At 39.1% G+C, this 21,911-nt stretch carries 21 protein-coding genes; 8 read left to right on the plus strand and 13 right to left on the minus strand.

Going from position 1 to position 21,911, the window contains the following annotated elements; translation table 11 throughout:
• Positions 1–462 (plus strand): DUF6929 family protein (locus tag A2003_RS00575; RefSeq protein ID WP_502685943.1); only part of this gene is annotated, 462 nt, incomplete at its 5' end.
• Positions 463–565: 103 nt separating this feature from the next.
• Here the strand turns inward: A2003_RS00575 and A2003_RS00580 are convergent.
• The 3 genes from A2003_RS00580 to A2003_RS00590 all read right to left on the minus strand — a co-directional run bounded on the left by A2003_RS00580 (position 566) and on the right by A2003_RS00590 (position 2,826).
• Positions 566–1,150: a dual specificity protein phosphatase family protein gene (locus A2003_RS00580; protein ID WP_171456884.1), complete on the minus strand. Its 585-nt coding sequence runs from the start codon at positions 1,148–1,150 to the stop codon at positions 566–568.
• Between the two features lies 1 nt (position 1,151).
• A complete protein-coding gene (locus A2003_RS00585; RefSeq protein ID WP_004963997.1) occupies positions 1,152–1,961 on the minus strand; it encodes an MBL fold metallo-hydrolase in 810 nt (269 codons plus the stop codon).
• Between the two features lie 229 nt (positions 1,962–2,190).
• Positions 2,191–2,826: a peroxiredoxin gene (locus tag A2003_RS00590; RefSeq protein ID WP_286686676.1), complete on the minus strand. Its 636-nt coding sequence runs from the start codon at positions 2,824–2,826 to the stop codon at positions 2,191–2,193.
• Between the two features lie 335 nt (positions 2,827–3,161).
• On the opposite strand from A2003_RS00590, the gene secA reads away from it, so the two are divergent.
• Positions 3,162–5,897: a preprotein translocase subunit SecA gene (gene secA / locus A2003_RS00595; RefSeq protein ID WP_005402099.1), complete on the plus strand. Its 2,736-nt coding sequence runs from the start codon at positions 3,162–3,164 to the stop codon at positions 5,895–5,897.
• A 139-nt stretch (positions 5,898–6,036) separates the two neighbouring features.
• A complete protein-coding gene (locus A2003_RS00600) occupies positions 6,037–6,480 on the plus strand; it encodes a hypothetical protein (RefSeq protein WP_270900742.1) in 444 nt (147 codons plus the stop codon).
• A gap of 52 nt (positions 6,481–6,532) precedes the next feature.
• Here the strand turns inward: A2003_RS00600 and lpxO are convergent, their stop codons facing one another.
• From lpxO to trhA, 3 genes are all read right to left on the minus strand, one after another.
• On the minus strand, positions 6,533–7,438 hold the full coding sequence (lpxO, locus tag A2003_RS00605; RefSeq protein ID WP_035338465.1) for a lipid A hydroxylase LpxO: 906 nt from the start codon (positions 7,436–7,438) through the stop codon (positions 6,533–6,535).
• Positions 7,439–7,592: 154 nt separating this feature from the next.
• Complete coding sequence (locus A2003_RS00610; protein WP_039047024.1) at positions 7,593–8,903, minus strand: MFS transporter; 1,311 nt, start codon at positions 8,901–8,903, stop codon at positions 7,593–7,595.
• Positions 8,904–9,014: 111 nt separating this feature from the next.
• Positions 9,015–9,656: a PAQR family membrane homeostasis protein TrhA gene (gene trhA, locus A2003_RS00615; RefSeq protein WP_004950465.1), complete on the minus strand. Its 642-nt coding sequence runs from the start codon at positions 9,654–9,656 to the stop codon at positions 9,015–9,017.
• Between the two features lie 100 nt (positions 9,657–9,756).
• On the opposite strand from trhA, the gene A2003_RS00620 reads away from it, so the two are divergent.
• Together A2003_RS00620 and A2003_RS00625 are read left to right on the plus strand one after the other, a co-directional pair.
• Positions 9,757–10,971, plus strand: a complete 1,215-nt coding sequence (locus A2003_RS00620; RefSeq protein WP_286686677.1) for a class I SAM-dependent methyltransferase — start codon at positions 9,757–9,759, stop codon at positions 10,969–10,971.
• A 16-nt stretch (positions 10,972–10,987) separates the two neighbouring features.
• The gene (locus A2003_RS00625) at positions 10,988–11,419 is read left to right on the plus strand and encodes a GNAT family N-acetyltransferase (protein ID WP_286686678.1); all 432 of its coding nucleotides are present in this window, start codon (positions 10,988–10,990) and stop codon (positions 11,417–11,419) included.
• 60 nt (positions 11,420–11,479) lie between these two features.
• Here the strand turns inward: A2003_RS00625 and A2003_RS00630 are convergent, their stop codons facing one another.
• The 5 genes from A2003_RS00630 to A2003_RS00650 form a co-directional block, all read right to left on the minus strand.
• The gene (locus A2003_RS00630; RefSeq protein ID WP_004963976.1) at positions 11,480–11,716 is read right to left on the minus strand and encodes a hypothetical protein; all 237 of its coding nucleotides are present in this window, start codon (positions 11,714–11,716) and stop codon (positions 11,480–11,482) included.
• A 280-nt stretch (positions 11,717–11,996) separates the two neighbouring features.
• A complete protein-coding gene (locus A2003_RS00635; RefSeq protein ID WP_286686679.1) occupies positions 11,997–12,851 on the minus strand; it encodes a patatin-like phospholipase family protein in 855 nt (284 codons plus the stop codon).
• Between the two features lie 66 nt (positions 12,852–12,917).
• Positions 12,918–13,142: a hypothetical protein gene (locus A2003_RS00640; protein ID WP_039047019.1), complete on the minus strand. Its 225-nt coding sequence runs from the start codon at positions 13,140–13,142 to the stop codon at positions 12,918–12,920.
• Between the two features lie 160 nt (positions 13,143–13,302).
• Positions 13,303–15,450, minus strand: coding sequence for a 3-hydroxyacyl-CoA dehydrogenase NAD-binding domain-containing protein (locus A2003_RS00645; protein WP_286686680.1), 2,148 nt, complete (start codon positions 15,448–15,450; stop codon positions 13,303–13,305).
• A gap of 10 nt (positions 15,451–15,460) precedes the next feature.
• Positions 15,461–16,666 carry an acetyl-CoA C-acetyltransferase gene (locus tag A2003_RS00650; protein WP_004799949.1) on the minus strand — a complete coding sequence of 402 codons (1,206 nt, stop codon included), beginning with the start codon at positions 16,664–16,666 and terminating at the stop codon, positions 15,461–15,463.
• A 178-nt stretch (positions 16,667–16,844) separates the two neighbouring features.
• Between A2003_RS00650 and A2003_RS00655 the strand changes: the two genes are divergently transcribed.
• Positions 16,845–17,384: a shikimate kinase gene (locus A2003_RS00655; RefSeq protein WP_286686681.1), complete on the plus strand. Its 540-nt coding sequence runs from the start codon at positions 16,845–16,847 to the stop codon at positions 17,382–17,384.
• A gap of 148 nt (positions 17,385–17,532) precedes the next feature.
• On the opposite strand, the gene A2003_RS00660 is transcribed toward A2003_RS00655, so the two are convergent.
• Both A2003_RS00660 and A2003_RS00665 read right to left on the minus strand, forming a co-directional pair.
• Complete coding sequence (locus A2003_RS00660; RefSeq protein ID WP_004908828.1) at positions 17,533–17,997, minus strand: GNAT family N-acetyltransferase; 465 nt, start codon at positions 17,995–17,997, stop codon at positions 17,533–17,535.
• Positions 17,998–18,092: 95 nt separating this feature from the next.
• Positions 18,093–19,106 carry an AraC family transcriptional regulator gene (locus A2003_RS00665; protein WP_004908826.1) on the minus strand — a complete coding sequence of 338 codons (1,014 nt, stop codon included), beginning with the start codon at positions 19,104–19,106 and terminating at the stop codon, positions 18,093–18,095.
• A 214-nt stretch (positions 19,107–19,320) separates the two neighbouring features.
• Here A2003_RS00665 and A2003_RS00670 point away from each other — a divergent pair, with 214 nt between their 5' ends.
• Together A2003_RS00670 and A2003_RS00675 are read left to right on the plus strand one after the other, a co-directional pair.
• The gene (locus A2003_RS00670; RefSeq protein WP_286686682.1) at positions 19,321–20,439 is read left to right on the plus strand and encodes a CaiB/BaiF CoA transferase family protein; all 1,119 of its coding nucleotides are present in this window, start codon (positions 19,321–19,323) and stop codon (positions 20,437–20,439) included.
• 132 nt (positions 20,440–20,571) lie between these two features.
• Positions 20,572–21,816 (plus strand): carbohydrate porin, encoded by a 1,245-nt coding sequence (locus A2003_RS00675; RefSeq protein ID WP_286686683.1) that lies wholly within the window; start codon positions 20,572–20,574, stop codon positions 21,814–21,816.
• Positions 21,817–21,911: the final 95 nt, after the last annotated feature.

Below are 21,911 nucleotides of genomic sequence, written 5' to 3' on the forward strand. Positions count from 1 at the left end.
ATTAATCACTTTCATGGTGTTTTAGTATTTGATCTAGAAAAAATTCAAGCACATAAATCTTTAGAAAATGCTCTTATACGTTCATTTAATCTCACATTACCTGAGATTAATGGTTCAGTAAGCGGTATTTCAGATGCTTATTTTTTTGCGGATAAGAATGTGATCGTTGCAACCGCTGCCGTCGAGCAAACCTTAAATACCTACGATGATGGTGCAGTGTTAGGAAGTTATATTTTAGTGCTCTCACCGAAAGGGGAGGTCCTAAATTCCTTTTTGATCCAAGATGCTGAGGGAAACACTTTAGCCATTAAGGTAGAAGGGATAACTTGGCTTGAGTCAAATGCTGATGGAGAGGTCTTCTTATTAGTCACCGATAGTGATGGTGGTCTTTCCGAAGTGATCACGGTTTTGCTCAAGAATTCGGTTTTTACCAAACTAGATACTTATATTAAGTTTCGTTAGTCAATTTACAATCTTAAAAATTTATTTCTAGAGTCTTAATTATTCTAATAATAGTGAGAGGTTTTTTGCCAAGAAAATCGACCTCTCAAGTGAGTTTTAAGTTTTAACTTGAAGGGGTGGATAATTGCTGCTGAATCCATTGTACATTTTCTGAGGTAAATAGATTTTCAATGTTTTTCCAAATGATATGGTAGCCATATCCTCCTTGTTTCATTTCTTTGACTGCATTTTCAATTGACCAATTTTCAAAAATAATACGATACATCGCAATGGTTGCACCTGTTCGATCTGATCCGTGATAACAATGAACAAGGACTTTTTGATTATTTTTTTTTGCAATCTGAATAGCTTGCATCGCTTGAAGTAAGTCTTGGCGATTAATTGCCCATGTTTGAATTGGTATATGTACTAAATTTAGCGATTGATTTTGGAGAACTTTTGCATCTTCATTTCGAGCTCTTAAATTGATCACCGTTTCAATCTGATATTTTTTTAGTAAAGGTATTAACTCAGAATTGGGTTGTTCACTGCGATAAACATCCTGACTGATCTGATAAAAATTATGCGTATCCGAGATTAAAGCCCCCCAATTTTGAGGGCGTTGAGATTGCTCTATACTCGGATGTGTCATACATCCATTTAGACTTAATGTTGAAACAACAAAAACAGTAATAAATATTCTTTTCATTTTATTGATAGCGATTAAATTCATAAGGGTCGTGGGCACAAATTAACTCAATCCTGGGTTCATGTTGAGCGAGATATTGTAACTGTTTAAGGTTTTGCAAACGTAGTTGGTTATCTTCAGCCAATAACCGTTCAGTGAAATCTAAAGCTCTGAGTTTGTTTTTTGGGTTTAGCTCAAGATGAGTGTAATAGGCATCGCCACAGAACAACATCCAGCCATCGGCCTTTTTAATCGCAATTCCACAGTGCCCAGCGGTATGCCCAATCAAGGGAATCATTAAAATTTCATCGTGAAATAACGGAAGCCCTTTAACTTTTTGTAAGTTAAACCATGGCTCGCCATCATTATGTTCAGCAAAGTTCCAATAGCGATGCTGTTTAAACTGTTCAGTCTTATAACGAAGTTTGCCTTTGGTTGTAAGTGATTGAGTGGCATTAAACTCCGCCGCTAAAAGATGCACTGTGGCATTTGGAAAATCAGAAATTCCACCAGCATGATCAAAATCCAGATGGGTCACAAAAATATGTTTTACATCACTCGGATTAAAACCAAGTCGCTGTATCTGCTGAATGGCAGTTAGTTTTAGGTTCGGTACAATTGAGCCAAATTGTTTGAGTAAACTCCCTAATCGCTGTTCAGTATGCAGATAATCTTGAAGTCCTAAGCCTGTATCAATTAAGACTAGACCGCGATCAGTTTCAATGAGGAGACAATGACAGACTAGATGTGCTTTCCAACCTTTTTGACCAAACAGCGGGGCGCAAACTGGACAGAAACTTCCACAGTGCAAATGATGAATGTTATAAATCATAGCGTTCTTATTTTATTAAAGTTTAAGATTTCTCTTATAACGTATCAAATAAGAAAACTAAAATGAAATTTTATAAGCTTAAAAAAATGCCGATCGATATGATAGGCGCTGAAGTTAGAAAAATAGAATTTTGTTTTAATAAGTGGTTTGGTAAGGTACGTCGAGTATTTCTATACGACGTATCTCATCAGTCTTGCACTTCGCTCAAAACCTTGAATTAGCTTCAATCTTACTCAGGCTGAGGCGTGAGACGTAAATAAGGTTTTACAGCAGCGTAACCCTTTGGAAAACGTTGTTTAATTTCCTCCTCATCTTTGAGTGATGGGACAATAACAACATCCTCTCCGTGCTGCCAGTTTGCTGGGGTCGCCACTTTGTGATGATCTGTCAACTGTAATGAGTCAATTACACGTAATACCTCATTAAAGTTTCGACCTGTTGATGCAGGGTAGGTAATAATCAAACGAACCTTTTTATTGGGATCAATAATAACCAATGAGCGCACGGTTAGAGTTTCACTGGCATTAGGATGGATAAAATCATACAGCTCTGAAACTTTACGATCTTTGTCTGCAATAATTGGGAAATTCACCGTTGTGTTTTGAGTTTCATTGATATCCTGAATCCAGCTTTTATGTGATTCCACATCATCCACAGATAAAGCGATTGCTTTTACGCCTCGTTTTGTGAATTCATCTTTGAGCTTTGCGGTGAACCCCAGTTCTGTCGTACAAACAGGTGTAAAATCAGCAGGATGTGAAAATAGAATCCCCCAGTGGTTACCTAGAAACTCATAAAAATCAATTCTTCCTTCGCTCGATTCTTGTTGGAAATTTGGAGCAATATCACCTAAACGTAATGTCATACTTCGTCCTCAGAACATTTCTAATCTTATGTGTGTTGGATTAATATGCGCCAGAAGGCTTAGAAGTAAAAATATTGTTTTTTGATGTTTTTATGAGTTTAAAAGATATAGAGCTGGGTTTGGTTGGAAAATTGATCGGAAATTCACATTTTAGTCGATGTAACTTATAGTCAAATTTGCTACATTAACTGACTTTGGTTGCTTGTGGTCAGAATTGCCTCGCAGATTTTTTTACCTGTTTGGATGCAAAGCCCTTGTAGTTCTTATTTCTGACTCCATAATAACAGCTAAGAAAAAATTACCTATTTAAACAAACAGGATTAGAGAGTTTATTCATGTTGGCAAGTCTGATCGGAGGTATCTTCGGTACTAAAAATGAGCGTGAGCTCAAACGCATGCGTAAAATTGTTGAACAAATCAATGCGCTTGAACCGACGATATCTGCTCTTAACGATGCAGACCTTTCTGCAAAAACTCAAGAATTCAAAGAAAGATTTAAAAACGGTGAAAGCCTAAATAAATTATTACCTGAAGCATTTGCAGTTTGTCGTGAAGCTGCAAAACGCGTGATGGGAATGCGTCACTATGATGTTCAGTTGATTGGTGGTATCACACTGCACGAAGGCAAAATTGCTGAGATGCGTACAGGTGAAGGTAAAACCCTGATGGGTACTTTGGCGTGTTACCTCAATGCATTGAGTGGTCAGGGTGTGCATGTCATCACTGTCAATGACTATCTTGCACAACGTGATGCTGAACTCAACCGCCCATTATTTGAGTTTTTGGGTTTAAGCATAGGTGTAATTTATTCGATGCAAATGCCTGCTGAGAAAGCACAAGCTTATTTGGCAGACATTACTTACGGTACGAACAACGAATTTGGATTTGATTATCTTCGTGACAATATGGTGTTTTCTCTACAAGAGAAAAAACAACGTGGTTTAAGTTATGCGATCATCGATGAAGTAGACTCGATCTTAATTGATGAAGCACGTACACCATTGATTATTTCAGGTCAAAGTGAAGATTCATCGCATTTATATCAGTTAATCAATAGCATTCCTCCAACATTAAAACCTCAGAAAGAAGAAAAAGTGGCTGATGGCGGACACTTCTGGGTTGATGAGAAACAACGCTCAGTTGAAATGACTGAGGTTGGTTACGAGACTGTTGAGCAAGAGTTAATCCGTATGGGATTACTTGCTGAGGGTGAAAGTCTTTATTCTGCTGCGAACCTAAATCTGGTTCACCATGTCACTGCTGCGATTCGTGCGCATTATCTCTATCAAAAGAACGTTCACTACATTATTGGCATTAATCCTCAGACTCAAAAAGAAGAAGTGATTATTGTTGATGAAAGTACAGGTCGTACGATGCCTGGTCGTCGTTGGTCTGAAGGTTTACACCAAGCGGTTGAAGCCAAAGAAAATATGGAAATTCAGCCTGAAAACCAAACTTTGGCAACCACAACGTTCCAGAACTATTTCCGTTTGTATAAAAAGCTTTCAGGCATGACAGGTACAGCTGATACTGAAGCTGCTGAAATGAAAGAAATCTACGGTTTAGATGTTGTTATTATCCCAACTCACCGTCCGATGGTGCGTAAGGATCACAACGACTTAATTTATTTAAATCGTAACGGTAAATACAACGCAATTATCGAAGAAATTACCAATATTCGTAAGCAGGGTGTTGCGCCGATTTTGATTGGTACTGCAACGATTGAGGCGAGTGAAATTTTATCTGCAAAGTTATTACAAGCAGGTATTCAACACGAAGTCCTCAATGCAAAACAACATGAGCGTGAGGCGGACATTATTGCTCAAGCAGGTAGTCCAAACGCCGTAACGATTGCAACAAACATGGCAGGTCGTGGTACCGATATTTTGCTTGGTGGTAACTGGAAAGCCAAACTCGCAAAAATTGAAAATCCTACGCCAGAAGATGAAGCTCGTTTACAAGCGCAGTGGGAAAAAGATCACGAAGATGTATTGAACTCAGGTGGTTTGCATATCATTGGTTCAGAGCGCCATGAATCACGTCGTATTGATAACCAGCTACGTGGTCGTGCGGGTCGTCAGGGTGACCCTGGTGTTTCTCGCTTCTACTTATCGCTTGAAGATGATTTGATGCGTATCTTCGCGGGTGATCGTGTTGTTGCCATGATGCGTGCAATGGGCTTACAGGAAAATGAAGCCATTGAACATAAAATGGTGAGTCGTTCTATTGAAAATGCACAGCGTAAAGTTGAAGCACGTAACTTTGATATTCGTAAAAACTTATTGAAGTATGATGATGTAAATAATGAACAACGTAAAATTATTTACTCACAACGTGATGAGATTTTGGCAGAAAGTACATTACAAGATTATATCGAAGAGATGCATAAAGAGGTGATGAAAGGTGTTATCGCGAACTTCATTCCACCTGAATCTATCCATGATCAATGGGATATTCCTGGTCTAGAAACCGCTTTACGTACGGATTTAGGTATCGAGCTTCCTGTACAGCAATGGTTAGATCAAGATCGCCGCTTGGATGAGGAAGGTCTGATTGCACGTATTTCTGATGAAGTGATTTCACGTTATCGTCAACGCCGTACGCAAATGGGTGATGAATCTGCTGCGATGTTAGAGCGTCACTTTATGCTGAACTCTTTAGATCGCCATTGGAAAGATCATTTAGCTGCGATGGATTATTTACGTCAGGGTATCCACTTGCGTGGCTATGCTCAGAAAAATCCAGAGCAGGAATATAAGAAAGAAGCATTTAATTTGTTTGTGAACATGTTGGGTATTATCAAATCAGACGTTGTGACTGATTTATCTCGTGTTCATGTACCAACAGCAGAAGAATTGGCTGAGCTTGAAGCACAACAACAACGTCAAGCTGAATCAATGCGTTTATCATTTGAACATGATGATGTAGATGGTTTAACGGGTGAAGTGACTGCATCTGAAGAGTCTGAATATTCAGCGAATAATGCTCCATTCCCAGTTCCAGAAAGCCGCAATGCACCGTGTCCTTGTGGTTCAGGATTAAAATACAAACAGTGTCACGGTAAAATTTAAACTTCGATATCGTTTGATAAAAAAAGCAGGGTTAATCCCTGCTTTTTTTACGAGAAGTAACTTGAGTCGTTAAGTGCTTTATAGTTTCATTATTCAATAGAATGACTTTGACTGAATTCGCATGAAACGCGGGAAGACAATGAAAAAACCATTACAACTTTTAATTTTAGCGAGTGTTGCGGTATCAAGTGTAGGCTTTGCTAATGAAGCACCACAAGCAACGATCACAACCACAGTAGACAAAGTACTTGCAGCAAAAGGCGCGACGACAGCTGAAGCTCAAGTTAAACGTGAAGTGACCACAGTAATCAGCCCTCGTACAGGGATTCGATATACACTTGGAGATACAGGGAATCGCCCAATTGTTTTGCAAACAGCGGCTATCGCACCTGCTAACTCTGCCAATATCAATCGTATCGTAGCTGCTAACCCGGCATTATCTGCAAAGAGTCAGGAAAAGGCGAAGATCGCACTCATCGGTGAAGCCGCAGTACAAGCTGCTGATGCAGCCGCAGTACAAGCTGCTGATGCAGCCGCTGCTCAAACAGCAAGTGCTCAAGCACCACAAGCTACCAATCAATAAAAGTTTCAACAAAAAAAGGAGATGCAGATGCATCTCCTTTTTTTACAGCTAATTAAAGAAAGCTAGGTAATAAAATCAGACCAATAATGATTGCAAACATCAGCCATTTTGCAAGATAGTAAACTTTACGATTACGTTGTTTTAAACCACGACCATAATGATGTACGGCATAGCCATACTTGAAAATTCGATTGATAAAACCTGTTTTATCTTGATCATCATTCGGTGAACTTGCTGCTGACATAACATTGCGACCAAACCAATGATTGATCTTCTGAGCCCAGCCCCATTTCATTGGACGCTCGATGTCACAGAATAAAATAATACGGGTCTGATCCGTTTTATTTTCAGCCCAATGTACAAAAGTCTCATCAAAAACAGTTGCTTCACCATCGCGCCAGCTATAGCGTTCTTGATCAACTTCAATAAAACAGTCATCGCTGTTTGGTGTTACTAAACCTAAATGATAACGAACTGAACCCGCATAAGGATCACGATGTTTACCTAAATAACTTCCAGATGGAAGTTCAGTAAACATTGCTGCTTTTACTGAAGGAATACTTTCTAACAAGGCAACTGTCTTAGGGCAAAGTTGTTGAGCTGATGGATGGCTAGCTTGATACCATTTTAAATAAAAACGTTTCCAACCACGTTTGAAGAAGGTATTAAAACCTGCATCGTTGTTCTTTTCAGCTGCTTTAATTTGATTTTGTAGCTGGATTGCTTCTTCACGGATTACTTGCCAATTGTCCTGTAATGGTTTGAGCTCAGGAAACTGCGCCACATCAAAGAATGGTTGGTTCGGTAATTTAGAGAAACCAGTCATAAACATATTAACTGGTGCTAGAAATGTCGAATGGTCGAATAATTGTCGAGATGCTTTTAATCGTTCTTTGCCACGATAATAAGTGTATAAAAAACTGACCAAAAATACGGCAACGATAATCACTGCGTACATGAGCACAATCATCTAAAAAAAGGGAGTCGCGTATTTTAGCACAAAAAATATTAGCGGGAGAGATGTTGTAGCGTTTGAAAAAGGGTGAGTGGAATTGGCCGACAAATGGTTTGAGTGAACCTCTTATGACGTTCACTCAATTAGAACATATAAATTAGACTTGGTTATTTACATCATCGTGTTTGGTTTCACGGATGAACAAAAACGCGATTAACGAAAGAATTGACGCTAGACTTAAATACATTCCAACAGCACCTAAACCATAGTTTTCAGCAAGTTTGGTTGCAATGTAAGGGGCAAAGGATGCACCAAAAATACCTGCTAAGTTGAAAGTTAATGCTGAACCTGTATAACGGACTGATGTTGGAAAAATCTCAGAAAGTACAGTTCCAATTGGTCCGTAAGTGAGTCCCATGATTGAGAGACCAATACATAAAAATAGGAACACAAGTAATGGGCTACCAGACCCTAAAAGCGGCGCAAAACAAAGTCCAAATAATGCTGATAAGATACAGATAGCAACCGATGTATTTTTACGTCCAAACTTTTCAGCAAGAATCGCTGAAACAGGAATGAAAGCTGCAAAGCAAAGTGTTGCGATCAATTGTAATTCAAGGAAATCACCGCGAGCATATCCCAGTTTTGTTGTACCCCAGTTGAGTGCAAAAACAGTTGTGAGATAGAACACGACAAAAGTACAAATCGCAGCAACAGTACCCAAGACCAACATTGGGAAATGTTTCGTCATAACCTCTTTGAATGGGACATTAACTTCTTTTTGTTTGTCTAAAACTTTTTGAAATGCAGGAGTCTCATGCAATTTCAGACGGATATAGAGACCAACCAGAACTAACACCGCACTTGAGACGAATGGAATACGCCAGCCCCAAGTCATGAAATCTTGTTCTGACATAAAAGCATTCAATAATAGGAAAGAACCTGTTGCGAGGATAAAACCAATCGGGGCACCCAGTTGAGGGAACATGCCATACCATGCACGTTTGCCTTCAGGTGCATTTTCAGTCGCCAGTAGAACAGCACCACTCCATTCACCACCAAGACCGAGACCTTGACCTAAACGGCATAAAGCTAATAGTAAAGGAGCTGCAAGACCAATTTGTGCATAGGTTGGCAGCAAACCGATACAAACGGTTGATATCCCCATAGTGAGTAAAGCTGCGACTAAAGTTGCTTTACGTCCAATTCGATCTCCCAAATGTCCAAAAATTGCGGCTCCGATCGGGCGAGCAATAAAGGCAATTGCAAAAGTTGCGAGGGATTTTAGTACAGCGGCACCATCACTACTTTCTGGGAAAAATAAATGAGGAAAAATTAAAACGGCTGCAGTTGCGTAGATATAGAAGTCAAAAAACTCAATCGTGGTACCCACGAGACTGGCAAATAATACCCTTGTTTTTGAATTGCTTGCCACTTCGGGGGTGACAGTCGTAGTGCTAGACGACATACGAGACCTTATTTTATTTGATCAAGACACAGAAATATGGACTTGAGAATTCCTTGAATGCAAAGTCTACTCATGAAACTAGTGTCATTTCTTTTGGCCTGTTGACAGGAGTTAAAGTACATAACAGTAGATTGCAAGAAAGTGTAAACCTGCCCCTATTAGCACAAATACATGCCAAATTGCGTGGGTATATCTTACCTTTTTTAAAGCATAAAACAATGTGCCGACAGTATAAGCAAGCCCACCCGCAATCAATAACTGGATTGCTTCTTTTGATAGATAACGTTGCATATCATCCATAACCAACACGGCTAACCACCCCATGATGATATAGGCAGCCAAAGATACTTTTTGAAAACGATGAATTAGGATCAGTTTAAATACCGTCCCAATCAAGGCGATGATCCATAGCGCAATTAATAAATAATGTGCTTTCGCTGTCGGGATTGCGATACTTAGAAAGGGGGTATATGTTCCTGCAATCAGATAATAAATCGCAGTATGGTCAAGTTTTTTATACCAGTAGCGTTTCATTCCATCTTGAGAGAAATGGTAAAGCATAGAACTGCTGAGGAGTAATACAAGACTGAACCCATATACCCATAAACTCATCCATTGTCCGAAAGGTAGTCCATATCCTTTGATAATTAGAAACACCGATGCAATTAGCGCCAGAGCTGCCCCAATCCCGTGACTATAGGCATTAATTAATTCTTCTTTGGGATCATAATTGGTTAGAAAATTAGCGTTCATTGAGCTTCTAATAGTATAAAAATACAACTGTATCGTAATGCAATTTCCCTTTTAAAGTAAGACGCTATAAAATTTAGTTTCTATTTGTCAGGTTTTCACTATGTTTGCGCCCAAATTTTCCTTTGAACAAGAACCGCAATTTTTCTTGGAGATTCAGCAATCTATTGAAAACAATAGTTTTGATCGATTGATCTTGAGTCAATACAAGGGTGAAATGATAGATTTAGAAAAAATGACTTTTCGCATTATTGAACTGCAAAATCAAAGTATGCTGTCCTGTTTATATCATTATAAAACGCAAGATATTACTAAGAATTATCCGATTGAAGAGGGATTAGAGAAAATAGCCGAGCTGTTGGCTCAGTCGAAACAAGCCAATCTATTTACAATGCATCAAGATATTCAACTGAAAAAAAACAAAAAGAAAGCCATGTTGAATGCACAAAAAAAGCAAATCAGTGTAAACCAAGTTCAACAGCATCATGATCGTGAAAAACATCGATTTGTTCAGCAACAAAGTCCATTTCTTAAACATCTTGGAATTACCGATGAAAAGGCACAAATCATTCCAAGTATGGCGCGCAAGTGGAAACAGATTAATAAGTTTATTGAAATTTTTTCAAATGCTTATGAGCAAATTGATGCCTCTCAACAAGAACTTAATATTGTTGATTTTGGTTCAGGAAAAGGTTATTTAACTTTTGCTTTGTATGATTATTTATTAGAGCAAAATAAAACTCCGTTAATCACAGGTGTTGAACTGCGTTCGAATCTTGTACAGTTTTGCCAAAAAGTTGCAGATGATGTTGGATTTAATCATCTTGATTTCTTTGAAGGTGACGTGCGGAGCTATGCCCCAGAAAAGCTAGATGTCATGATTGCACTACATGCTTGTGATGTAGCAACCGACTTTGCAATTCATACAGGAATTCGTCTGAATGCCTCAATGATCATGTGTGCGCCATGCTGCCATAAAGAGTTGCGACCTCAATTAAAAAGCCCAGAGGTTTTACAACCGATGCTTCAGTTTGGCATTCATGCAGGGCAGCAGGCAGAAATGCTGACAGATACATTGCGTGCTTTGTTGCTTAAGGCTTACGGCTATGAAACTAAAGTTTTTGAATTCGTTTCACTGGAACATACCAGTAAAAATAAGATGATTTTAGCGACCAAGCGTAAAGATGTTCAGCAGCCTGATCCGAAAATTATGCAGCAAATTCGAGCCTTAAAACAGATGTATGGTATCCAAAAACAAAGCTTAGAATTGCTGTTACAAGATCAAATGCCGATCGAAAATTTAGGTTGTAAGTGCTAATTAAGCTGAGATCGAGATGTATAGAGTCCAAAGTGGTCACTGGGATAAGTTAGAGCAAGACGCAAAGTTCATTCGAAAACAAGTTTTTATAATTGAGCAGAACATTCCTGAAGAAGAGGAGTGGGATGATCAAGATATGATTCCAGATCATTTTGTTGTCTATGATCAAGATCAACCAATTGCGACTGCGCGTTTATTACAAAACAATAGTGTAGGGCGTGTGGCTGTACTCAAAGCTTATCGCGGACAAGGAATTGGACGTATGATTATGTTAGAGATTATTCGGCAAGCACATCAACAAGATCGAAAATTTCTTCAGTTATCTTCACAAGTTCACGCCATTTCATTCTATGAAAAATTAGGATTTTCGATACAAGGGGATGCATACGATGAGTGTGGAATTCCTCATATAAAAATGCAGTTGGTGATTGAAACTAAAAATCACTGAAACGAAGATTTAGATCATAACTTGCTCGATCGATGCTCAGATCGAGCAAGTTGTATTTCTTTATTGGTGTTGCTGATGTTGGGTTTCAACCTCTGAGCTTGCTTGAGCGTTTTCTTGAGCGATTGCTTTTTGTTGTTCTGCTGCTCGCTGCGCTCCAGGCATATAATCTGGTTCATTGCTCATAGCTAAGTAGAAGAAACTGAGAAAAATTGTACTAAGTACCCCAACGATAATGACAAATTTCCAACCTAATACGGTTTCACTTGAATCGTTGTGAGAGTTTGAGCGATTACTCATAGAAAATTCCAAAAATAAAATAAATAAAAAACTTGCTAGAACAACATCATTTAATCAATTTGATAAAAAGCCTAAACATTATATGGTTTTATAGTTTGTTTTGGGTTGTCTGATGATTTGTATTATTGATTGAAACTTGAAAGTTGATTTGCAAAAAAGAATAGTCTGAAATTAATATTTAGGGCTAAATTTAAGCGATTATTTAGAATTAGATATGATTTACATAAGTTTCCAAGTCTTCAATATTATAGTATTCAAAGACTTGGAATAGGTGAGATGATTATAGGGCGTTCCAATCTTCAATAGCTTTGAAGCCTGTTTCTAGACCAATATCATAACTATAACGAATCTTGGCTTTATTCTTGGTGAGTCGACCCGCCATATGTTTTAAGTCGGGTGGGCAAACCTCCAATATTTTTTGTTCAGATGCTGTTCTAACAAATTCAACAGATTCATTATAGCGTTGCGTTCTTGCTAATAAACTTTTGGCAAAACCATGTCGTTGCTTAAATGCGTACTTTGCAAGGAGTTGATCACCTTTACTACTGGCTTTGTAGTAATTTTTGGGGCGAGTTCTCAGTACCATGAGTTTAGATACATTAGTTTGTTTCGCCGTCCAAAGTACGGGGAGAGCATCTGCGACTCCGCCATCAAAGTAGGGTTCACCAAAAACTTCTACTGCTTGACGAGTAAGCACTGGAATAGAACTTGATGCACGTAATCCATCGAGAATGTTGTCTTTAGAGGCTTTGATATATGTTGCATCTCCTGAAATAGCATGGGTCAATACCATGTAGAACTCAGGATGATTGGCAAATAATTGAGCTTGATTGAGTGGATTTTCTTTTTCAACCACTTCCCACATCCATTTCAAATCAAGTAAGTCACCACCTTTGAAGAAGCGTCCATAATGAATGAATTCAGATCGAAGAGAATGATCTAGATAGATTTGTAGGGTGCGACCTTGTTGAGCTGCGAGGTAATTAGCGACATTGGTAGAACCAGATGAAACACCAACACAAAGATCAAATGGATTAAATTGTTGCAGTAAAAATGCATCTAAGACACCGCTGGTAAATGCGCCGCGCATTCCACCACCTTCAACGACCAGTGCTTGACGATTTTGGTGAAGCATTCAGTATCTCGAATAGGATGATAAATCCCTGTTTAACACGGATTTATCATCTTCGACAAGAATACTTTAGTGATTGTGTTGCTGATGCTCGCTATGTTGAGCTTCGCCATTTGCTGAAGATTGTGACATTTCAGCTGCTGCCGCTGCTTTTTTTTGATTCATTGGCATATAGTCAGGCTCATTATTTATGGCTAAATAAAAAATCACCATAAAGATAAAGCTTAAAATGCAAGTGATGATCAGTGCTTTCCAACCCCACGGCGAGGTTTCAGGACATAATTTCTCAGACATAAGACAAATTTCCAAAGGACAAAAAGTAAAGCAGAATTGGTATATTTATAGCACAATTTGTGATGGATTAGACGCAATTCGGTTTTCTATCAATAAATACAAAAAAGCTCATATCAGTTAAAGAAACTGATATGAGCGTAAAGTGAAGAGAGTGAAAAAATTATTGAATAATTTCTTTCTTCTGCGCTTTGTCTTTTAACGATTGTGGTGGATTGAAACGTTCACCATATTTAGCAGCCAATTCCTCTGAACGTTGTAGTGATTTTTCAATCCCATTTTGATTTAGGAATTGAATTGCACCACCAGTCCATGGAGCAAAACCGATTCCAAAAATTGAACCGACATTGGCATCAATTACTGATTCTAGAACACCTTCTTCATAGCAGCGTAAGGTATCGAGTGCTTGAACAAACAAGAAACGATCAATCATATCTTGTTCAGAAATATCATTCTCTTTCGTCCAACGGCTGAGCCCATCCCACAAATGTTTTTTGCCATTTTCTGGATATTCATAGAAGCCTGCACCTGCTGCTTTACCTTTACGATTTAGCTCGTGAATCATGGTGTGAACCACTTCATCTACAGGAGTTTTCGGTAAGTCTTTCCCTTCAGCTTGCAGTGCTTTGCGCGTTTCGCTTGCTACATGCTCAGTCAGAGTTAAAGATACTTCATCCTGAATCGCAAGAGGACCAACAGGCATACCAGCTTTGAGTGCTGCCATTTCGATTTTTGCTGGATGTACACCCTCAGCAAGAAGACGCATACCTTCTTGAATGAACGTACCAAACACACGACTGGTAAAGAAACCACGACTGTCATTTACCACGATTGGTGTTTTAGCAATTTGTTGTACAAAGTCATAGGCTTTAGCTAATGTTTCAGCTGAAGTTTCTTTGCCTTTGATGATCTCGACCAATTGCATTTTGTCGACTGGGCTAAAGAAATGTAAACCAATAAAGTTTTTTGCATCTTTACTTGCTGTTGCTAGACCTGTGATTGGTAAGGTAGACGTGTTCGATGCAAAAATTCCATCTTCCGCTAAATACTGCTCAGCTTCTTGAGTCACTTTGGCTTTGAGTTCTTGATTTTCAAATACTGCTTCAATGATTAAATCACAGCCTTGTAGATCAGCTGCATCAGCAGTAGCTGTAATAAGCGCTAACACTTGATCACGTTTTTCTGCGGTCATACGACCTTGTGAAACACGTTTATCAAGTAGCTTTTGTGAATAAGCTTTGCCTTTCTCTGCATTTTCTACAGACACATCTTTGAGTACGACAGGAATTCCTTTGATTGCGGTTGAATAGGCAATCCCTGCACCCATCATACCTGCACCTAAAACACCGACTTTCTTCGCTTGCCATTTAGCAACTTCAGCAGGACGACTCGCACCTGATTTAATTGCATTTAGACCATGCCAAAACGTACCGATCATGTTCTTCGACACTTGACCGACAGTCAGTTGCGTAAAGTAACGTGATTCAATACGAAGCGCGGTATCTACATCGACTTGTGCGCCTTCAACCGCAGCCGCCATGATTGCTTCAGGTGCAGGGTAGCAACCTTTGGTTTTGTCACGTAGCATTGCTGGCGCAATCGCAAGCACTTGTGCAACCGCAGGAGTGCTTGGACTGCCACCGGGGATTTTGTAGCCTTTCACATCAAATGGTTGCTGTGCTGCTTTTGTAGAAGGTGGATTAGCTTTCACCCAAGCAATTGCTTTTTCTAACAGCTTTTGTTCATTCTCAGCTGTGTCATGTACCAAACCAAGAGATTTTGCTTTATCGACACCAAATTGCTTACCTTCCATAAGGAACGGGAATGCATTTTGTAAGCCCAGCAAACGTACCATACGGACGATACCACCACCGCCAGGAAGTAGTCCTAAAGTCACTTCAGGTAAACCAAATTTAGTTTTTGGATCATTAATGGCAATACGATAATGACAACCTAAAGCGATTTCCCAGCCACCACCAAGCGCAGTGCCGTTTAAAGCTGCAACAACAGGCACACCTAAAGTTTCGATTGTGCGTAAGTCACCTTTGAGTTTTTCAATCATCTTGAAAAATTCAGTAGCGTGTTCAGGTTGTACCTGAATCAGCTCATCTAGGTCACCACCAGCAAAGAAGGTTTTCTTAGCTGAACGGAAAATAATACCTTTCAGATCAGTTTCAGCTTTAAGCTTTTGACTGACTTCATCTAAAGCATCACGGAACTCTGCATTCATGGTGTTTGCAGATTGACCAGATGAATCTAGTGTAAGAATTACAATATTGTCAGCGTTTTTTTCGTATTTAATAGCGCTCATGTTGTTCTCCTTACACCAACTCGATAATGGTAGCGATACCCATACCACCACCGACACATAATGTTGCTAGACCACGTTTTTTACCTTGACGCTCTAATTCATCTAACAAAGTTCCTAGAATCATGGCACCAGTTGCCCCTAATGGATGTCCCATCGCAATCGCACCACCATTGACGTTGACTTTCTCAGCAGGAACTTTCAGTTCTGTAATAAAACGCATTACCACAGCTGCAAAAGCTTCATTCACTTCAAATAAATCAATATCGTTGATGCTCAAGCCTGCTTTTTCTAATGCTTTACGTGCAGCAGGGGCAGGACCAGTCAACATAATGGTTGGATCTGTACCGACTAATGCAGTTGCAAGCACCTTGGCACGAGGTTTTAAACCTTGCTCTTTGACTGCTTTTTCAGAAGCCAATAACACCACCGCAGCACCATCAACGATACCTGATGAGTTACCCGCATGATGGACGTGATTGATTTTTTGAGCTTCAGGATACTTCTGTAAAGCAACAGCATCGAAGCCCATTTGACCCATCATTTCAAAGCTAGCATTCAGTTTTGCTAAACCTTCAACTGTGGTATTTCCTTTGATAAATTCATCTTTTTCTAAGATTGTTACACCTGCATGATCTTTCACAGGCACAACTGATTTATCGAAATAACCATTTGCCTGAGCGGCAGCAGCCTTTTGTTGCGAACCGACCGCAAATGCATCTACATCTGCGCGGCTATAACCATCTAAAGTTGCGATTAAGTCTGCACCTACACCTTGTGGAACAAAAGACGATTTCAAATTGGTTTCTGGATCAAGCGCCCATGGACCACCATCAGAACCCATTGGAATGCGTGACATTGACTCCACACCGCCAGCAACTACAACATCTTCCCAACCTGAACGAACTTTTTGTGCTGCCAAGTTCACCGCTTCTAAACCAGAAGCACAGAAACGGTTGATTTGTACGCCTGCGACATCATCATTCCAACCTGCAGCAATCGCAGCAGTTTTGGCAATATCCCCACCTTGATCACCAATCGGTGTCACACAACCGAGAACGATATCATCGACTTTAGATGTGTCGAGTTGATGGCGTTGTTGTAATTCATTCAATAATGTTGTGAGTAAAGTAATTGGTTTTACTTCATGTAATGAGCCGTCTTTTTTTCCTTTTCCGCGTGGTGTGCGAATGGCATCAATAATATAGGCCTCGCTCATAGCTGTTCCTTGTATTGCCTTAAATTAAAATCATTGTGCTTCGAGTGTACTCAATTTAAGTGTCAGTGCAATGATGATAAACATTGGTAAGTTTGATGTTTTTCGCCAATTCAGTTCACTATTGAATAGTTGAAATATTAAGTAAAATGCATGTCCATAATTCAACATAATTTGCTTGATGAATTTTATTAATATTATTGGTACTACGGGTTCTGGCAAATCTACGCTGGCTCGAAAGTTGGCGGAAAAATTAAAAATACAATATATCGAACTGGATGATTTACTATGGCTAGATGATTGGCAAGAATCTTCAAATGATGCATTTTTTTGCAAACTTAAACTGAGTATGAATGCAGCATCAACGGGATGGGTGATCGATAATCTTTATTCACGCAGTATTGATATGATTTGGTCTGAGGTGGATACGGTCATTTCGCTAGATTATTCTTTTTCTGTTAACTTTTATCGTCTTACTAAACGGACTTTGTGGTGTATTTTAAGTCGTGAGCGATTATGGAAAAACTCGAATAATAGAGAGAACTTGAAAATGGTATTCTCCCAAAAATCGATTTTTTTATGGATGTTTCAGAAATATCCACAAAATAAGAAAAGGTATTTAGCGATGATGAACAACCCTAAATACCAGCACATACGATTTATTCACCTAACTTCGCCTCGGAAGACAGCTGCTTTCATAAAACAAATGAGTGTTGATTGATAATTGGCATTAAAATCAGGGTGTTGGCTATATTTTTCAAGATAATTTTTGGGCTTTACGGCTGTAATACTTGTTATTAGATTGCTTATCAATCAGTTTTTTTCAAAACAATCTCTTTAAAAAAAATAGATTAAAATCTGAGATTAAACTATTGATTAGACAAGTTTAAATGAAAGAATTGACTATATTCAGATTCATTATATTCAGCAAAGGCTTCACCCTCTACGAAACCAAATTTCTTGTATAGATGAATTGCTGCATCAAAGTGGGAGTCTTTCCCCGTTTCTAAACTCACTTTTTGAAAATTGCTATGTTTAGCAATTTTCAAAAGATAATCGAGTAAGTGTGTCGCTACACCTTGACGTAGATGTTGGGGATGAGTCCGCATCGATTTAAGTTCAGCATGATAGGGGTTAAGCTCTTGAATCGCACCACAACCAAGAAGCTGATCATCACGCCAAAGTGTATAAAATCGAATGGAGTCTTTTTGTAGGCTGCTGAAATCGAGTGCAAAACTATGCTCAATCGGTGTGTTCTGATGCATGCCGTGCAAATGAATGCGTATGAGGTCTTGAACTTGTGGGTCTGAAAAATCGCCTTTTTTGATTATCATTATTTATCGTGATTGTTGAGGAATATAGTGGATTAATACCATATTTTTCAACAAGTGTTCAACTTTTTAGGGTTGAACACTTTGTCTGATTTAAGTTAATTGTGATGCCCATGCAACTGGCGATATAAACCTGGGGTAACACCAGTCCATTTTTTAAAGGCACGGTGAAAGGTACTGGTTTCACTAAAGCCAACTTGTTGAGCAACATCTTCTAAAGTGAGGTTTGGAGTGAGCAATAAATGAATCGCAGCGTCACGACGTAAGGCATCTTTGACACCTTGATAGCTTTTACCTTCCGCAGCCAAACGACGACGTAATGTTTGAGGAGATAAATACAACATAGATGCCACATCATTTAAAGTTGGCATTTCTTCACCGATTTGGCTCTTCAATACATCACGGATACGCGAAGTGAGTGAGTTGGTGTTTTTGAATTTCACTAGAAGTTGTGCTGGTGCGGCTTTTAAAAACTCTTCTAAAGTTTTTTCATCCTGACGAATAGGTAGATCTAAATAATCTGCAGCAAAGGTAATTTCTGTACGCGGTGCGTCAAACTGCATCACTGGTGCAAAAAATAGCGCATCATATTCATCAGCATGGTTAGGGCGTTCATAACCAAAATGGACACGCTCCAAAGGTAAGCGACGTTCGATTAACCACGAAGCAAGACCATGCCAAATCATCAGCATACTTTCCGTAATAAAATGATCAGGGTCAAGCGCTTTAGGAATGTGAGGTACTAAACGAGCTTCGTGTTTATCACGCTCTAAACTTACAGACCATTCATCACCGAATAATTTGTAAAATTGTGAGGAAAGTTCGAGTGCTTGTCCAAGTGTTTTCGAATGTATGATCAATTGGCACATGATCGCAAATGTACCTAAACGACGTGGTTGAACATCGAAACCAACGTGTTCGTCTTGGGTGACCATCCATAACATTTTGACAAAGCGAGTGTATTGCTCTGGGGAGATTCGAGCTTTAGGTTGACGAAGCAATTCTGCTTCAATACCGACATGTGAAAGTAATGTTTCAACGTCCATGCCTAGGCGTTTTACACCTGTTAAAGCCGCATTCACGAAGTGGATGCTGATCGTATCACGGCTCATATTGAATCCTTCAGTTTCTTTACTATTCACGATAATTGACCTAAATAACCGTCTAAAATATCTAATTGAGCAATTGACAAGAAAAAATTATTGCTCACTAAGTACATGTTAAATTGCCGAAACTATCAAGGTAAATGGCTGAACATGACATTGTTTTTGTGTTTATCCGAACCTAGTATAAAAGAAAATTTGAACAATATGAGTAAAAATTATTATGCCAACTGCTTTAAAGGGATTGAAAGTTCTAGATTTTTCTACTTTGTTACCTGGTCCATTCGCGAGTATGTATCTTGCAGACATGGGTGCAGAAGTTATCCATGTAGAATCTCCGAGTCGTCCAGATTTGGTTCGAATCATGCCACCTTATGCCAATGGTCAAGCCACTGCGCATAGTTATCTTAATCGAAATAAACAGTCCATTACGCTTGATCTAAAAGGTGCTGCAAATATTGAGTTAATTAAAAATAAAATTTCAGAGTTTGACATCCTGCTTGAACAATTTCGACCAGATGTGATGCGTCGATTAGGGTTGGATTATGAAACGCTTGCTGAGATCAATCCTCGATTAATCTATTGTTCTATTACAGGTTACGGTCAAACAGGTGCATATAAAGATCGTGCAGGGCATGATATTAACTATCTAGCTTTAGCTGGTATTTCGGGTCATAGTGGTCGACAAGATAGTGGACCACCTCCATTGGGTGTACAGATTGCGGATGTCGCAGGAGGTTCTTTGCATGCGGTTATTGGGATTTTAGCTGCTGTAGTTGAGCGTCAGCGTAGTGGTATGGGGCAATACATAGATATTTCTATGACGGACTGTGTGGCTAGTTTAAATAGTATGGCCGCCTCAGCAAGTTTGGCTGGTCAGACACCGCAAGGTCCTGAGCAAGGGATGCTGAATGGTGCTATTTTCTATGATTATTATGAAACCAAAGATGGTCGTTATTTCTCTGTAGGAAGTTTAGAACCACAGTTTATGACTGGGTTAGCTGCTGCATTAGAGTTACCTATATTGATGGCAAAAGGTAGTTCTTTTGACCCCGAAGACCGTCAAGCGATTAAACAAGCCTTAAAGGAAAAGTTTAGCTCCAAAGATTTTGCTGAGTGGCAATCAATTTTTTCGCAATTAGATATTTGTGTGGAGCCAGTGTTGAGCTTAGATGAGGCTTTGACTTCACCGATTGCAAAACAACGCGGTTGGGTGGTCGATGTACCTTTATCTGAAAATACAGATCAAACTGAGCCTCAATTAGCATGCCCAATCAAATTTTCACGTTCTCAAATGCGCTATCAATTTATCGGACAAGGTTTGGGTCAAGGAAAATGGTAGAAAATATGTGCATACAATCACAACTTGGTAAAATCTTGCACATTTAATCAAGTGATTAACATTTTGAATAAATTAATCAATTAAAAATGGGCGTAACCTTTTATATACAAAAACATAAAAGGTTACGTAAACATGACAATCTCTAAATCATGGGTTGTATCTTGTTTATCCGTTCTTTCATTGAGTCTTTTCACACATCACACTCAAGCAGCTTCTTCCGCATTTGATCCTCATGGTCAATGGCTGTTGGGTGATTGGAACGGTCAACGCACTGCGTTACAAGATCAAGGTTATAACTTTTCTGCTGATTACACAGGTGAATTTGCAGGGGTTTTAGATTCTAAACAATATTCAAGCCATGGCAGTGAATTCACTGGGCAACTGGCTTTAGGCACACACTTTGACTTAAATAAAATTTTAGGTTGGCAAGACACTGAAGCTCAAATCACGGTGACCTATCGAGATGGCCAATCATTGTCCCAAACTGCAGATGGTTTACAAGGACATCTAAGTTCTACCCAAGAAGTTTGGGGGCGTGGTCAAACTTGGCGTTTAACTGATCTATGGATCAAAAAGAAATTTTTAGATCAAACTTTAGATATCAAGGTGGGACGTTTTGGTGAAGGTGAGGATTTCAACAGTTTTAACTGTGATTTCCAAAACTTGGCATTATGTGGCTCTCAAGTCGGCAATTGGGTGGGTGATCAATGGTACAACTGGCCTGTCAGTCAATGGGCATTGCGAGTCAAATATAATCTGCAGCCAGATTTATATGCGCAAATTGGTGCGTATGAATATAACCCAGAGAACTTACAGCGTGGTAAAGGCTTTAATTTAAGTACAGATGGATCACATGGTGCGATTATTCCAGCTGAGCTGGTCTGGGCACCAAAACTTGGTCAACAATCTCTTTTAGGTGAATACCGTTTTGGTTACTACTACAGCACTGCTGATGCTGCTGAAATTGAAAACCCAAGCAAAACTGGACATAAACAAGGCGGTTGGTTTACTGCCAAACAGCAATTAACACGTCATGATGATCAATCTGATCGTGGTTTAACTGGTTTTGTGAATGTCACAGTACATGATTCAAAAACCAACTCCATCAAAGATATGCAAAATGTTGGATTGGTTTATAAAGGTCTGCTCAATCAGCGTCCACAAGATGAACTAGCACTCGGCGTAGCACGTATTCATGCTAATGACAAAAACAATCCTTTATTAGATGAAGAATACAATACTGAGTTGTATTACGGCATCCATGCAACTAATTGGTTGACCATCCGTCCAAATATTCAATATGTACATCATGTTGGTGCGTTGAAAGATGGGGATAAAACATGGGTGGGTGGCGTCAAGTTTCAAACCATTTTTTAAGTGTTTTATTCGGAGTTCTATAGCTCATGTTTGCAACTCAATCGGGCTATAGAACGCTTTAGATTTTTAATTGAATGTTAAGTGAATTGATCATT

Origin of the sequence: Acinetobacter sp. GWC1_38_13 (assembly GCF_001767535.1) — a bacterium.
Taxonomy (GTDB): Bacteria; Pseudomonadota; Gammaproteobacteria; order Pseudomonadales; family Moraxellaceae; genus Acinetobacter; species Acinetobacter junii.